Genomic DNA, 14,292 nt, shown 5'->3' on the forward strand with positions numbered 1-14,292 from the left:
CCTCGCGCCTTAGCCGTTCGGTGGCGCGGCGGCTTCACTCTGGGCCGCGTGGTGCGCATGGCTGTGCGGACGTCGTGGTAGCAGGATAGGGACGACCGCACGAGAGGACCGTCCGTGCAGAACGATCAGGGACGCGTGTTCCGCGAAGCGTGGATCGCCGGAGTGAACAAGTACTACCCCGGTGCGCCGAAGCCAGGGTACGTCGCGCCGTGGGAGGAGACTCCCGAGTGGGAGCAGCAGGCTGCGGCGGCGGTGTACGGGCAGGTGCGGGAGTTCATCGCGGTCAGCGGAGGTGCCGCGACTCGGCTGACCCGGGCGCAGAAGGGCCGTTTCGTGGCGTTGTGCTGGATCGCGCAGATCTACCGGCACTTCCCGGACCCCAAGCCCTCCTATGTCGCCGACTGGGACGAGATGCCGGAGTGGCAGCGCGAGACCGACGCCGACATCTTCGAGCGGATCGAGTTGGAGGCGTAGCGACGGCGCCCTCCGGCTACTGGCGTCGCCGTGCCGCCGCAGGTATCGCTGGACTCGCGGCCGGATCAGCGGCACTGGGACCTTCGTGGGCGTGCCGCGATCTCTGTCGGCACTCCGGGCGCCCCCGTGGGCGATGGCCGGGCCGGCCGCGCGACCGAGCATGCCAACCGACATGGGTCTATGCAGCGGGTCCGTTGCATGAAATTATGCATTCGTGGTGACGAGTGAAAGTGCGCCGGAGGACGGCTCGATCCGGGGGCGGCTCGGGTGAGCGGGCCGGTCGAGCAGGGAGCCGCGGTCGCCTCGGAGGATGGGTCGCGGGTGGCGGGGCGGCTTAGGGAGATCTTCGAGGGGCATCGGCTGTCGCCGGCGCAGCGGCGGATCGCGCGGCATCTGCTGGAGCGGCCGGCGGACGCGGTGTTCCTCACCGGGAACGACCTCGCCGAGGCGGTCGGCATCAGCCAGCCGTCGGTGACGCGCTTCGCCGTCGCGCTCGGGTACGCCGGTTTCCCCGAGTTCCGCGACGACCTGCGGACCGCGCTACGGGACGGCAGGGGCCCGGACGCCGTGCCGGTCGTGTCGAACCCGGTCCAGGCCATGGTCGACTCCGAGATCCGCAACCTGGAACTGCTGCGCGACTCGCTGGCCGACACCCGCAGACTCACCCAGGTGGCGGCGGCCATGGCGGCGTCGCGGCCGTTGCCCGTCGTCGGGTTGCGGGTGTCCGCGCCGCTGGCACGGCTGTTCGGCCAGTTGGCGGCCAAGGCGCACCCGGACGTGCGGGTGCTCGACGCGCCGGGGTCGACGTTGGAGGACGGGCTGACCCGGGCCAGGGACGCCGGAGCCGAGTGGACGCTCGCCTTCGGCCTGCCCCGCTACCCGCGCGAGCTGCGCGACGGGCTCGTCTGGGCGCGACGGGCGGGGTTGCGGGTGGCGCTCGTCAGCGACCATGCGGTGGGCGCGCTGGCCGAGCACGCCGACGCCGTCCTGACGGCCCCGGTGAGTTCGCAGTTCGCCTTCGACTCGCAGGCGGCGCCGAGCGTGCTGTGCACGCTGCTCGTGCAGGCGATGGTCGACGCGCTGCCGACCCGGGAACAGGCGTCGATCGAGGAGTTCGAGAGCAGCGCCGCCGAACGCCGGCTGTTCCTCACCGAGTGAGCGGCTGGAGGTCCCCTCGGCGGGAGGGCCCGGGACGGGCCAGGGAACGACCGGACGGCCTTGGCCGGGGGAAACGACCTCGGGGAATGGCCGGGAACGGTGTTGACCAGGGAAGACGACCCGAGAACGACCGGACCGCCTTGACCGGGGAAACGACCTCGGGGAATGGCCGGACCGCCTTGACCGGGGAAAACGACCTCGGGGAATGGCCGGGAACGGTATTGACCAGGGAAGACGACCGGAGAACGACGGAAGACGACGAGTGGGCGGCCCGCCGGGCGTGCCCGCCAGGTAACGACACGAGAGGACCGGCGGGCGGCCAACGGGCGTGCCCGCCGAGTGAGGAGGGGACGAGCGATGAGTGAGGACGCCGGGCGGGTCATCCGCGCGCCGCGGGGGACGGATTTGTCGTGCCGGGGGTGGCAGCAGGAGGCCGCGTTCCGGATGCTGCACAACAACCTCGACCCCGAGGTGGCCGAGCATCCGGACAAGCTGGTCGTGTACGGAGGAACCGGCAAGGCCGCGCGAGACTGGCCCTCCTTCGACGCCATCGCCCGCACGCTGCGCGGCCTGGAGCAGGACGAGACGCTGCTCGTGCAGTCGGGCCGTCCGGTGGGCGTGATGCGCACCCACGAGTGGGCGCCGCGCGTGCTGATCGCCAACTCCAACCTGGTGCCCGACTGGGCGAGCTGGGAGGAGTTCCGGCGCCTGGAGGCCGCCGGGCTCACGATGTACGGCCAGATGACCGCCGGGTCGTGGATCTACATCGGCACCCAGGGCATCCTGCAGGGCACCTACGAGACCTTCGCCGCCGTCGCGGCCAAGCGGTTCGGCGGCAGCCTGGCCGGGACGATCACCCTCACCGCCGGGCTCGGCGGCATGGGCGGCGCCCAGCCGCTGGCGGTGACCATGAACGACGGCGTCGTGATCTGCGTCGAGTGCGACCCCTCGCGCATCGCCCGCCGCATCGAGCACCGCTACCTCGACGTCGAGGCCGAGGACCTGGACCACGCCCTGCGCCTCGCCGTCGAGGCCAGGGACGCCCGCCGGCCCCTGTCGATCGGCCTGCTCGGCAACGCGGCCGACGTGCTGCCCCGGCTGCTCGCCATGGACGCCCCCATCGACGTGGTCACCGACCAGACCTCGGCGCACGACCCGCTGTCGTACCTGCCGTCCGGCATGGCGTTCGAGGACATGCGCGACGAGGCCGCCAAGGACCCGGCGGGCTTCACCGAGCGCGCCCGCGCGTCGATGGCCCGGCACGTCGAGGCCATGGTCGGCTTCCTGGACAAGGGCGCCGAGGTCTTCGACTACGGCAACTCGATCCGCGGCGAGGCCAAGCTGGCGGGTTACACGCGGGCGTTCGACTTCCCCGGGTTCGTGCCCGCCTACATCCGTCCGCTGTTCTGCGAGGGCCGGGGCCCGTTCCGCTGGGCCGCGCTGTCGGGCGACCCGCGCGACATCGCCGCGACCGACCGGGCGATCCTCGAGCTGTTCCCGGAGAACGAGTCCCTGGCCCGCTGGATCAAGCTCGCCGGCGAGCGCGTCGCCTTCCAGGGGCTGCCCGCGCGCATCTGCTGGCTCGGGTACGGCGAGCGGGACAAGGCGGGCCTACGGTTCAACGAGATGGTCGCCTCCGGGGAACTGAGCGCCCCGCTCGCCATCGGCCGCGACCATCTCGACTGCGGGTCGGTCGCCTCGCCGTACCGCGAGACCGAGGGGATGCTGGACGGTTCCGACGCCATCGCCGACTGGCCGCTGCTGAACGCCATGGTCAACGTCGCCTCCGGCGCGTCCTGGGTGTCGATCCACCACGGCGGCGGGGTCGGCATCGGCCGTTCCATCCACGCCGGGCAGGTCGCCGTCGCCGACGGTACCGAGCTGGCGGCGCGGAAGCTGGAGCGCGTGCTGACCAACGACCCGGGCATGGGCGTCATCCGGCACGTCGACGCCGGGTACGACAGGGCGGCGGAGGTCGCCGGGGAGCGCGGCGTGCCGATCCCGATGGCATCTGGGGAAGCGCGATGATCCAACGCCCCGCGGCACCCGTCCCCGCGTACCTGGACGAGGCGGAGGGCCATGGTCAGGTGGCGTCCGTGCGGATGGCCTTCGAGCGGGAATGGGGCGCGCTGGCCGGAATCGGCGGCGGGGGAGTCGGCGGCTACCACCGGTTCGCCTGGACTCCGGCCGACCTCGCCTTGCGTGCCTGGTTCCGCGAGCAGGCCGCCCGGCGTGACATGGCGTGTGAGCAGGACCGCAACGGCAACCTCTGGGCCTGGTGGGGAACCCCCGGCCCCGGCGCGGTCGTCACGGGCAGCCACTTGGACAGCGTCCCCGGCGGCGGGGCCTTCGACGGGCCGCTCGGCGTGGTCTCGGCCTTCCTCGCGATCGACGTTCTGCGCGAGCGCGGTGTCGAGCCCGCGCGGCCGATCGCGGTGGTGGACTTCGCCGACGAGGAGGGCGCCCGCTTCGGCGTGGCGTGCGTCGGCAGCCGCCTGCTCACCGGCGTGCTCACCCCGGACGACGCCCGCGCCCTGCGCGACGGCGACGGGGTGACCCTGGCCGAGGCGATGCGCGCCGCTGACGCCGACCCGGACGCACTCGGCCGCGACGAGCGGGCCCTGGAACGCATCGGTTCATTCGTGGAAATGCACGTCGAGCAGGGACGCGCCCTGGACGACCTCGGCGCGCGGGTCGGCGTGGCGAGTGCGATCTGGCCGCACGGCCGGTGGCGGTGCACCTTCCACGGGGTGGCCGACCACGCGGGGACGACCCGCCTCGCCGACCGGCACGACCCCATGCAGCCGTTCGCCTCGACCGTGCTCGCGGCCCGGGGGATGGCCGAGCGGTTCGGCGGGCTGGCCACGTTCGGCAAGGTGCGCGTCGAACCGGGCGCCACCAACGCGATCCCCTCGCGGGTCGACGCCTGGCTGGACTGCCGCGCCCCAGACGAGACCACCGTCACCCGGATGGTGAAGGAGATCGGCGCCGCCGCTCGCCGCGCGGCCGGCCTGCACGACGTCCGTGTTGAGGTCGTGACCGAGTCCTCGACGCCGCTCGTCGAGTTCGGCGACGCCCTGCGCGACCGGATCTCCGCCGCGCTCGGCGGCGTCCCCGCGCTCCCGACCGGCGCGGGCCACGACGCGGGCGTCCTGTCGGCCTCGGTCCCGGCCGCGATGTTGTTCGTCCGCAACCCGACCGGCGTCAGCCACAGCCCGGCCGAGCACGCCGAGACCGACGACTGCGTGACGGGCGTCTTCGCCCTGGCCGCAGTCCTGGAAGACCTGGCATGCCGGTGACCGTCTACTACTGCGACCACGCCTGGCTGAACGACGGAACCCGCGGTACCTCCGGCCCCGGCGAAGCGGGCGACACGCGCGAGATCGGCCGGGCCGGGGGGAGGGACGACGGCGTCGTCCGGGGCGTCGTTGTGGAGGCCGGACACGGCAGGATCACGGCTGTACGCCGGGGGGTCCCGGGGCCCCCGCCGGGAGCCGTCCGGCTGCGCGGCCTGACCGTCCCCGGCCTGGCCAACGCGCACAGCCACGCCTTCCACCGGGCCTTGCGCGCCCGCACCCAGCGTGAGCGCGGCACGTTCTGGACCTGGCGCCGCCAGATGTACGAGGTCGCGGCCCGCCTCACCCCCGACACCTACCACGCGCTGGCCACGGCGGCGTACGCGGAGATGGCGCTCGCCGGGGTGACCTGCGTGGGCGAGTTCCACTACGTCCACCACGACACCGGCGGGCGGCCGTACCAGGCGCGCAACGCGATGGGCGAGGCGCTGGTCGCCGCGGCCCGGGACGCCGGGATCAGGATCACGCTGCTCGACACCTGCTACCTGCGCGGCGGCTTCGGCACACCCCTGGAGGGGCCGCAGACACGCTTCGGCGACGGCGACGCGGCGGCGTGGGCGGACCGGGCAGGCGCGCTCAAGGGCGGCGAGCACGCCCGGATCGGCGCCGCGATCCACTCGGTCCGCGCCGTCCCCGCCGAACAGCTCGCCGTCGTGAGCGGATGGGCGTGCGAACGCGGCGCGCCCCTGCACGTCCACCTGTCCGAGCAGGTCGCCGAGAACGAGGCGTGCCTGGCCGCGCACGGCAGCACCCCCGCGGGGCTGCTGGACGACCACGGCGCGCTCGGCCCGCGCACCACCGCCGTACACGCCACCCACCTCACCCCGGGCGACATCGCCCTGCTCGGGACATCCCGGACCGGCGTCTGCATGTGCCCCACCACCGAACGCGACCTCGCCGACGGCATCGGCCCCGCCCGCGCGCTGGCCGGGGCCGGGTCCCCGCTCTCCCTCGGCAGCGACAGCCACGCCGTCGTCGACCTGCTGGAGGAGGCGCGCGCCGTCGAGCTGGACGAACGGCTCGCCACGCGCGAGCGCGGCCACTGGACGGCCGCCGAGCTGCTGCGCGGCGCCACCTCCGGCGGGCACGCGGCGCTCGGCTGGCCCGAGGCGGGACGCATCGAGCCCGGCGCCCCCGCCGACCTGGTCACGGTCGCGCTGGACTCGGTCCGCACGGCCGGGGCTCCCGAGGACGCGCTGCTGGAGACGGCCGTCTTCGCAGCCACGGCCGCCGACGTCCGCGAGGTCGTCGCCGGAGGCCGCCACATCGTCACGGAGGGCCGCCACCTGCTGGTGCAGGACGTCCCCGCCGCCCTGGCCGCCGCCGTGTCGGCCGTGATCTCACCCACCAGCTCGGAGCGGGTATGACTTCGCTGCTCATCGACCACATCGGGTCCCTCGTCACCAACGACCCCGGCCTCGGCGCGGGGCCGCTCGGGGTGATCGAGGACGCGGCGGTCGTCGTCGAGGACGGCGTCGTCGCCTGGGCGGGCCCCCGCGCCGCGACGCCCGAGGGGGCGGCGGGGGAGCGGGTCGACGCCGGGGGCCGCGCGGTGATCCCCGGGTTCGTGGACAGCCACGCCCACCTGGTGTTCGCGGGCGACCGGGCGCGCGAGTTCGAGGCGCGCATGTCGGGCCGCCCGTACACCGCCGGGGGAATCCGCACCACCGTGGCGGCGACCCGCGCGGCGACCGACGAGGAGCTGCGGCGCAACGTGCGGCGGCTGGTGGCGGAGGCGCTGCGGTCGGGCACCACGACCGTCGAGTGCAAGTCCGGATACGGCCTCACGGTCGAGGACGAGGAGCGCGGCCTGCGCCTCGCCGCCGAGCACACCCCCGAGGTGACCTACCTCGGCGCGCACGTCGTCCCGCCCGAGTACGTCGGCGACCCGGACGCGTACGTCGACCTCGTGCGCGGCCCCATGCTGGACGCCTGCGCGCCGCACGCGCGGTGGATCGACGTCTTCTGCGAGCGCGGCGCCTTCGACGGCGACCAGACCCGCGCGATCCTCGAAGCGGGCGCGCGGCGCGGGCTGGTGCCGCGGGTGCACGCGGGCCAGCTCGGCCCCGGCCCCGGGGTCGCGGTCGCCGTCGAACTCGGCGCCGCGTCGGCCGACCACGTCACCCACCTGACCGATGCCGACATGGACGCGCTCGCCTCCGGCAGCACCGTGGCCACGCTGCTGCCCGGCGCGGAGTTCTCGACCCGCGCGCCCTACCCCGACGCGCGGCGGCTGCTGGACGCCGGGGTCACGGTCGCGCTGGCCGCCGACTGCAACCCCGGGTCCAGTTACACCACGAACATCCCGTTCTGCGTCGCCCTCGCCGTGCGCGACATGAACATGACCCCCGCCGAGGCCGTGTGGGCGGCCACCATGGGCGGCGCCCGTGCCCTGCGCCGGACGGACGTCGGCCACCTCGCCCCCGGCGCCCGCGCCGACCTCGTCCTGCTGGACGCCCCCTCGTACATCCACCTCGCCTACCGCCCCGGCGTGCCCCTGGTCGCGCGCGTGTGGAAGGACGGCAGGCCGAACCCCTGACGGATGGCGATCGCGCCGATGCGGGTCAGACGCGGGCCGTGTCCGCGACCGACCGGGCCTCCTCGGGCGCGAGCCTGCCGCCGCGGGCGAACTCGGCGGCGAACCCGTCCTCGCCGAGGGTGTGCCGGGCCCGCGCCTCGATGCGGTCGACGTCGCCGCGCTCGGCGGGCGCGAGCGGCAGGGCGCTGGACGCGCGGGTCGCGGCGGCGGCCCCGAGCAGTTGCGCGGCGGGTCCGGCGCACTCCGACAGCGCGAGCGCGCCGGCCAGGCCCTCCAGGGCGCGCGCCTTCCCGCGTGGCGCGCCCAGCCGGTCGGCGATGGCGAACGCCTCCAGGTGCAGGGCCTTGGCCGCCGGGGCGTCGCCGCGCTGCTCGGCGACGAAGCCCAGCTCGGCGAGGTTCATCGACAGGTGCGGCGCGGCCTCCTGCGCGGCGTCCCTGCGGGGCGTGGAGTCGAGGACGTCGCGCAGATGCCGCTCGGCGACGTCCAGCAGCCCGTCCTTGCGCGCGGCGAACGCGAGCCCCATCTCGGCGAACACCTGGATCGGCCGGAAGCTCTGCTCCCTGGCCAGGCGCACGGCCTCCTCGCAGTACTCACGCGCCCGCGCGTACTCGCCCTGCTGCAGGGCGATCCAGCCGAGCCACGCCAGCCGCCCAGAGACGTCCGGCCACAGCGCGAGCTCCTCGGCCATGCGCAGCCCGTCGGTGTGCAGCGCGCGGGCCCGCTCGTATTCGCCGGTCATCTCGGCGAGCGCGCCGAGCCAGCCGTTCGCCTGCAGCTCGCCCCAGCGGTCGCCGAGCGTCTCGAACAGCTCGGCGCTGCGCTCACCGTCGCGCCGCAGCGCGTCCAGGTCGCCGCGCAGGTGCGCGAGCTTGGTCCGGGTCACCAGGGCCGCGGCGACGCCCCACTCGTCCCCGATGGCGCGGAAACCGTTCAGCGCGTGCTTCAGCAGCTCCTCGCTGGCGGCCAGGTCACCGGCGTCGAGTCCGGCGAAGGCCAGGAACCACTGCGACCGGGCGAGCCCGCACGCGTCCTCGACGCCGTCGTACGCGCGCAGCGCCGCCTCGAGCGGCTCGGCGCGCCCCGCGTCGGCGCCGCCGCCTGTGTCGCCCTGGAGCCGGGCGACGCCGGCGTGCCAGGCGGTGGCTCGGGCGCGCAGGGCGGCGTGCGCGTCGCCTTCCCCGTCTTTGTCCCCGTCCCCGTCCATGGGCAGGGCCAGGGCCAGGGCCGCGGCCAGGGACCGCCGCGCCTCGGCGAGCCGCCCGCGCAGGAACCAGTACCAGGCGAGCGCGTTCACCATGCGCAGCGCGCACTCGGCGTGCCGGTCGGCGAGGGCGGCGTCCAGCGCGGCGCGCAGGTTGGCGGTGGCGCCGTCGAGGCGGGCCAGCCACCGGCGCTGGTCCTTGCCGTACAGGTGGGGGGCGGCCTTCTCGGCCAGGTCGATGTAGTACTCGTGGTGGCGCCGCCGCACCTGCTCGAACTCGCCCGCCTCGTGCATGCGCTCCAGGCAGTAGGCCGCCACCGACTCCAGCAGGCGGTAGCGGGGGCCGTCCACGCCGTGTACGGCCACCACCAGCGACCGGTCGACCAGGCGGGCCAGCAGGTCCAGGACGGCCGCGGCCGGCAGGTCCTCTCCCGAGCAGACGGACTCGGCGGCCTCCAGGGTGCAGCCGTCGGCGTGGACCGCCAGGCGGCGCAGCGCGATCCGCTCGGGCGCGGTCAGCAGCTCCCAGCTCCAGTCGATCATCGCGGTCAGGGTCTGCTGGCGCGGCGGCGCGCCGCGGTGGCCGGTGGCCAGCAGCCGGAAGCGGTCGTCCAGCCGGGCGACCAGCCCGTGCACGCCGAGGGTGGGCACCTTGGTCGCGGCCAGCTCCAGCGCCAGCGGGATGCCGTCCAGGCGCCGGCACAGCACCGCGACGTCCGGGGCGGTGTCGTCGTCCAGGGTGAAGCCGCGGGCGGCGGCCGAGGCCCGCGTCACGAAGAGCCGGACGGCGCTGGAGCGTTCGAGCTCGGCGGGGTCCTCGGCCGCCCCGCGACCGGGCACCCGCAGGGGAGGCACGTTCCAGACGACCTCGCCGGGCAGCGCGAGCGGCTCCTGGCTTGTGGCGAGGACGCGCAGGCCGGGGGCCGCCCGCAGCAGGGCTTCGGCCAGCTCGGCGACCTGGTCGACGACGTGCTCGCAGTTGTCCAGGACGAGCAGCGTCCTGCGCGTGCGCAGCGCGGCGATCAGCCGCTCCAGCGGGGTCATGGGCCGGCCGGGGGCGCCGCCGTCGCGGATGTCCAGCGCCGACATGACCGCGTCGATCAGCGAGCCGAGCACGTCGGGCGTGCCGAGCCGGTCCAGGACGGCCAGCTCGACCAGCCACACGCCGTCGGCGTAGGAGTCGACCAGCCCCCCGGCGGTCTCCAGGGCCAGCCGCGTCTTGCCGACGCCACCGGGGCCGGTCAGCGTGACGAGCCGCGACGTCTGGAGCTGCGCGCGGACGTCGTCCACCGCGTCCTCCCGGCCGATGAGGTCGGTGAGCGGGGCGGGCAGGTTGGTGACCGGGCGCGCGGTGGCGGTGTGGCGTTCCTGCGGCGGGTCCAGCGAGGGGTCCTGGTTGAGGATCGCGCGGTGCAGGGCGACGAGGTCCGCGCCCGGGTCCAGGCCCAGTTCGTCGGCGAGGCGGACGCGCAGTTCCTCGTAGCCGTCCAGCGCCTCGCTCTGCCGGCCGGCGCGGTACAGGGCCCGCATGTGCGCGGCGCGCAGCCGCTCGCGCAGCGGGTACCGCCGGAGGACCTCGGCGAGTTCGTCGGCGAGCAGCGTGTGCTCGCCGAGCGCGAGCCGCGCCTCGGCCTGGTCCTCGCAGGCGGTGAGCCGCTGCTCGTCGAGGCGGGCGACGGCGGGACGGGTGAAGGCGTCGTCGGCGAAGTCGGCGTAGGCGTGGCCGCGCCACAGGGCGAGCGCGTCCGCGAGCAGGGACGCCCGGACGCGGGGGTCGTCGGTGGCGCGGGCCTCGGCGACGAGGGCCTGGAAGCGGCGCGCGTCCACGGCCTCGGCGGGGACGTCCAGCAGGTAGCCGGCGGGCCGGGCGACCAGAAGATCGCGCGCGCCCGGTTCGGCGTCGTCGAGCGCGCGGCGGAGTTGTGAGACCTTGGCGGACAACGCGCCCGCGGGGTTGCCGGGCGGCCTGTCGCCCCACAGGTCGTCGATGAGGCGGTCGGCGGGCACGGGCCGGGCGTCGTGCAGGAGGAGGTCGGCGAGCAGGGCGCGCACTTTCACGCCGGGGACGGTCACAGGATCGCCGGTGGCCGTCCACACAGCGAGCGGCCCCAGAACCCCAAAACGCATGAATGCCACGATATCGCCACACGCCCTCAGGAATCACGACCCTTACGGGGGCACAGGCAGGACCCCGTAAGCGAGTGAGCAACATGCCGTAAACCTCTGCCCCAGAGTGAAACACAATAGGCCGGACTCACGCGCGAAGGAGCCGCAGATGGCACCGCACGACGTGAGCCCGCACGGCGGCGGACGCGGTCCGCGGCGTGCGGGCGCCCGGCGAGCCGGCCTCCCGTCCGGATCCCTCGCGCCGGCCCTGGAGCCGGGTGCAGAGAACGGCTCGCCTGCTCCGACTTCCCCCGAGAAGGCCGCCCACCTGGGCGCCGACCACCGACCGCCCGCCAGGACGATCTTCGATGGATATGACGGAAGGGTTTTGAGATGAGCCAGAACGTGCAGGAGCAGACGTACCGATATCCCGGGATCGACCCCGCCGCCGTCGCCGCCCGCCTTTCGCGCCTCGGTTTCGAGGGCGCCGTTCACCGGCCGGATGACCCCGGATACGACGAATACCGGGAACCCCTATATGACACGATCAACCCCTACCCGGTGGTCGTCGCCGAGGCTTCCGGGCCCGCGGACGTCCGCGCCGCCGTCCTCACCGCCCGCGAGGAGGAACTGCCGCTGGCCGTCCAGGTCTCCGGGCACGGCACCTGGGTCCCCTCCGACGGGGGCGTCCTGCTCAGGACCAACTCCCAGTCGGCCGTCATTGTCGACCCGGACCGGCGGATCGCCCGCGTCGGCCCCGGCGCGCTGTGGGGCGAGGTGATCGCCGAGGCCGGGCGGTCCGGCCTCGCGCCGCTCGCCGGCTCCTCGGCCACCGTGGGCGTCACGGGCTACACCCTCGGCGGCGGGCTCGGATGGCTGGGACGCAAGCACGGCTTCGCCGCCGACAGCGTCCTGCGCGCCGAGGTCGTCACCGCGGACGGCTCGCTCGTCACCGCGAGCCCGGACAGCCACCCCGCCCTGTTCTGGGCGCTGCGCGGGGGAGGCGCCAACTTCGGCGTCGTCACCGCGCTGGAGTTCCGGCTCTACCCGGTCCCCGAGGTCTACGCGGGGCAGTCGTACCACTCCATCGAACGCGGCGCCGAGACGCTCGACTTCTACCGGCGGTGGGCGGCCGAGGCCCCCGACGCGCTCAGCACCGCCATCGTCCTGCGGCGCGTTCCCGACACCGAGGACTTCCCCGCGGCGGTGCGCGGCCGGCGCGTGCTCGTCCTCAAGGCCACGTACGCCGGCGACCCGGAGGAGGGCGAGCGGCTGCTGCGCCCGCTGCGCGAGGTCGCCGGGCCCGCCATCCTGGACGACATCCGCCCGACGACCTTCGCCGACGCGGTCATGGGCGGACAGGGCGCGCCGTTCCTGGACTTCTACCACGAGCTGCCCGACCCGGTCGTGGACGCGCTCGCCACCGCGATCCAGGACGACCCGGAGTCGCCGGTGACCAGCGTGGAGCTCCGGCACTGGGGCGGCGCCCTGGCCGCCCCCGGCCCGGACGCCGGGCCGATCGGCCCGCGCCTGGCGCCGTTCGCCATCAGCGTCGACGCCGACGTGCCGGAAGTGACGGCGAAGCTCAGGCCGCACGGCACCGGCGCCACGTTCCTGAACTTCCTCGGCGACCCGGGACGGGTGCCCGCCGCCTACACGACCGCCGACTACCGGCGGCTCGCCGAGGTGAAGCGGGACTACGACCCCTCCAACCTGTTCCGCCTGAACCACAACATCCCCCCGGCGCTGCCGCCCCGCGCCGGCTGACCGGACGCACGCGAGGGGGACCGGGCCGGCCCGGTCCCCTTTTCGTCGTGCCGTTCCGCCTTCCTAGGCCACCGGCACGCGCGCGTCCCCGCCCGGGTCCGAGGCGCGCTCCAGCTCCGCGATCACGAGCTCCGCGACCCGGGCCGCGGACGCCGGGTTCTGCCCGGTGACCAGGCGCCCGTCGGCCACGGCGTGCTCGGCGAAGTCAGGTCCCTTGGTGAAGCGCGCGCCGCGCTCCCTCAACCGGGTCTCCAGCGAGAACGGCACCACGGCGCTCAGGCCGACGGCGTCCTCTTCCTCGTTGGTGAACGCGCTGACCTCCTTGCCGTCCACGAGGTAGGTGCCGTCGCCCAGTCGCACGTTGACCAGACCGGCCGGGCCGTGGCACACGCCCGCGACCACGCTGCCGCTCTCGTAGACCGCCGCGGCGAGCCGGGCGAACTCCTCGGAGCCGGGAAAGTCCCACATGGTGCCGTGCCCGCCGACGAAGAGGACGGCCCGGTACTCGGCCGGGTCGAGCTCGCCGGCGGCGGGGGTGGAGGCGAGCCGGTCGGCCTGCTCGGTGAGGAACCGCGCGATCTCCTCGTCGCCGGGGTCCACGCCGTCGCGCGGGGGCTCGCCGCCCTTGACGGAGGCGAAGGACACCTCGTATCCGGCCTCGGTGAACACCCGGTAGGGGTGGGCGGCCTCGGGCACGTAGAACCCGGTCGTCCGGCCGGTGTCACCGAGCTCGCCATGGCTCGTCAGGGCAAGAAGGATCTTGGGCATGGCAGGTGCCTTTCGTGAGTCGTTCGGTCCGAGGCACCGCGCGAGGAATGCGCGGAGCGCGCTCAGGCCAGCAGGTCAGCCGGTACGGCCGCCAGCGTGGCCAGGGGAAACGGTCGGCCTCCGTCAGGTCCCCGGCGGTGTGACGGGTGCATGGCTCCCATAACGCGCATAGCGCCTCAGGGCCCGGAAGGGGGTCCGCGCATGCGGAAGGGGCGCGCACGATACCCGTGCGCGCCCCTTGGCGGTCGTTCAGTGGTGTCAGCCGGCGGTCGTGGCCGGGCGGTAGGACAGGACGGCGATGCCGGAGTCGAAGGTGGTGGCCTCGGCGAGCTCGAGCAGAACCTTGCTGCCCTCGCGGACGATCTGCGTGCCGGGGGCGGTGACGCCGACCAGGACGGGGTGGACCCAGATCTCCAGCTCGTCCAGCAGGCCGTGTTCGAGCAGGGTGTGGGCGAGCTGTCCGACGCCGTAGATGAGGATGTTGTCGCCGGGCTTGTTCTTCAGCTCGGTGATCTGTTCGATCACGTTGTCGCGGATGACCGTGACCGGGCCCCACTCGGCTTTCTCGATGGTGGTGGAGACGACGTACTTGGGCAGGGTGTTCATCCGGTGAGCGAAGCCGTCTATGCCTTCTTGTTCGGCCATGGTGGGCCAGGCCTGGGCGAAGCCCTCGTAGGTGCCCTTTCCGAGCAGCAGGGTGTCACTGGCGAACAGGGTGGCGCTGGCGCGCTGGGCGGCCTGTTCGTTGAAGTAGGGCATGGACCATTCGGGGTTCTCGATGACGCCGTCCAGCGAGGCGTACACCACGGCGATGATCTTTCGGGACACGGAAACTCCAGGTGGTAGGTCGGGTGGTTGCCTTGGACCCGGAACCCGCCCACGCCCTGCGCGGCGCACCGGCGATCAGGGACGGTGCGCCC

The 14,292-nt window shown here is 74.3% G+C and carries 10 protein-coding genes; 7 read left to right on the forward strand and 3 right to left on the reverse strand.

Annotated elements, in window-relative coordinates; all coding sequences use genetic code 11:
• The first annotated feature begins 114 nt into the window (after nt 1-114).
• The 6 genes from AB0H21_RS27785 (at nt 115) to hutI (ending at nt 7,527) form a co-directional block, all read left to right on the forward strand.
• The gene (locus AB0H21_RS27785) at nt 115-474 is read left to right on the forward strand and encodes a hypothetical protein (RefSeq protein WP_358522097.1); all 360 of its coding nucleotides are present in this window, start codon (nt 115-117) and stop codon (nt 472-474) included.
• Nucleotides 475-741: 267 nt separating this feature from the next.
• The gene (locus AB0H21_RS27790) at nt 742-1,632 is read left to right on the forward strand and encodes a MurR/RpiR family transcriptional regulator (protein WP_358522100.1); all 891 of its coding nucleotides are present in this window, start codon (nt 742-744) and stop codon (nt 1,630-1,632) included.
• 357 nt (nt 1,633-1,989) lie between these two features.
• The gene (hutU, locus tag AB0H21_RS27795; RefSeq protein WP_358522103.1) at nt 1,990-3,660 is read left to right on the forward strand and encodes a urocanate hydratase; all 1,671 of its coding nucleotides are present in this window, start codon (nt 1,990-1,992) and stop codon (nt 3,658-3,660) included.
• A gap of 74 nt (nt 3,661-3,734) precedes the next feature.
• Entirely contained in the window at nt 3,735-4,931 is a 1,197-nt protein-coding gene (locus AB0H21_RS27800; protein WP_358522596.1) for an allantoate amidohydrolase, read from the forward strand.
• Nucleotides 4,922-6,355 carry a formimidoylglutamate deiminase gene (locus AB0H21_RS27805; protein WP_358522106.1) on the forward strand — a complete coding sequence of 478 codons (1,434 nt, stop codon included), beginning with the start codon at nt 4,922-4,924 and terminating at the stop codon, nt 6,353-6,355. Before AB0H21_RS27800 ends, AB0H21_RS27805 begins: the two co-directional genes overlap by 10 nt.
• Nucleotides 6,352-7,527, forward strand: a complete 1,176-nt coding sequence (hutI, locus tag AB0H21_RS27810; RefSeq protein ID WP_358522108.1) for an imidazolonepropionase — start codon at nt 6,352-6,354, stop codon at nt 7,525-7,527. Before AB0H21_RS27805 ends, hutI begins: the two co-directional genes overlap by 4 nt.
• Before the next feature lie 25 nt (nt 7,528-7,552).
• Here hutI and AB0H21_RS27815 read toward each other — a convergent pair whose 3' ends face one another.
• Nucleotides 7,553-10,858, reverse strand: a complete 3,306-nt coding sequence (locus AB0H21_RS27815) for a BTAD domain-containing putative transcriptional regulator (RefSeq protein WP_358522111.1) — start codon at nt 10,856-10,858, stop codon at nt 7,553-7,555.
• 372 nt (nt 10,859-11,230) lie between these two features.
• Here AB0H21_RS27815 and AB0H21_RS27820 point away from each other — a divergent pair, with 372 nt between their 5' ends.
• Complete coding sequence (locus AB0H21_RS27820) at nt 11,231-12,604, forward strand: FAD-binding oxidoreductase (protein ID WP_358522113.1); 1,374 nt, start codon at nt 11,231-11,233, stop codon at nt 12,602-12,604.
• Nucleotides 12,605-12,667: 63 nt separating this feature from the next.
• On the opposite strand, the gene AB0H21_RS27825 is transcribed toward AB0H21_RS27820, so the two are convergent.
• Nucleotides 12,668-13,372, reverse strand: a complete 705-nt coding sequence (locus AB0H21_RS27825) for a type 1 glutamine amidotransferase domain-containing protein (RefSeq protein ID WP_358522116.1) — start codon at nt 13,370-13,372, stop codon at nt 12,668-12,670.
• A 258-nt stretch (nt 13,373-13,630) separates the two neighbouring features.
• On the reverse strand, nt 13,631-14,200 hold the full coding sequence (locus AB0H21_RS27830) for a dihydrofolate reductase family protein (protein ID WP_358522119.1): 570 nt from the start codon (nt 14,198-14,200) through the stop codon (nt 13,631-13,633).
• Between the last annotated feature and the right edge of the window lie 92 nt (nt 14,201-14,292).

This window comes from Sphaerisporangium sp. NPDC051011 (genome assembly GCF_040653595.1).
Classification (GTDB): Bacteria; Actinomycetota; Actinomycetes; order Streptosporangiales; family Streptosporangiaceae; genus Sphaerisporangium.

Bases quoted from the DNA above. Each gene is read 5' to 3' on its own strand.
- AB0H21_RS27805 (WP_358522106.1), top strand. From the start codon at position 4,922: ATGCCGGTGACCGTCTACTACTGCGACCACGCCTGGCTGAACGACGGA.
- hutU (WP_358522103.1), top strand. From the start codon at position 1,990: ATGAGTGAGGACGCCGGGCGGGTCATCCGCGCGCCGCGGGGGACGGAT.
- AB0H21_RS27800 (WP_358522596.1), top strand. From the start codon at position 3,735: ATGGCCTTCGAGCGGGAATGGGGCGCGCTGGCCGGAATCGGCGGCGGG.
- AB0H21_RS27815 (WP_358522111.1), bottom strand. From the start codon at position 10,858: ATGCGTTTTGGGGTTCTGGGGCCGCTCGCTGTGTGGACGGCCACCGGC.
- hutI (WP_358522108.1), top strand. From the start codon at position 6,352: ATGACTTCGCTGCTCATCGACCACATCGGGTCCCTCGTCACCAACGAC.
- AB0H21_RS27825 (WP_358522116.1), bottom strand. From the start codon at position 13,372: ATGCCCAAGATCCTTCTTGCCCTGACGAGCCATGGCGAGCTCGGTGAC.
- AB0H21_RS27820 (WP_358522113.1), top strand. From the start codon at position 11,231: ATGAGCCAGAACGTGCAGGAGCAGACGTACCGATATCCCGGGATCGAC.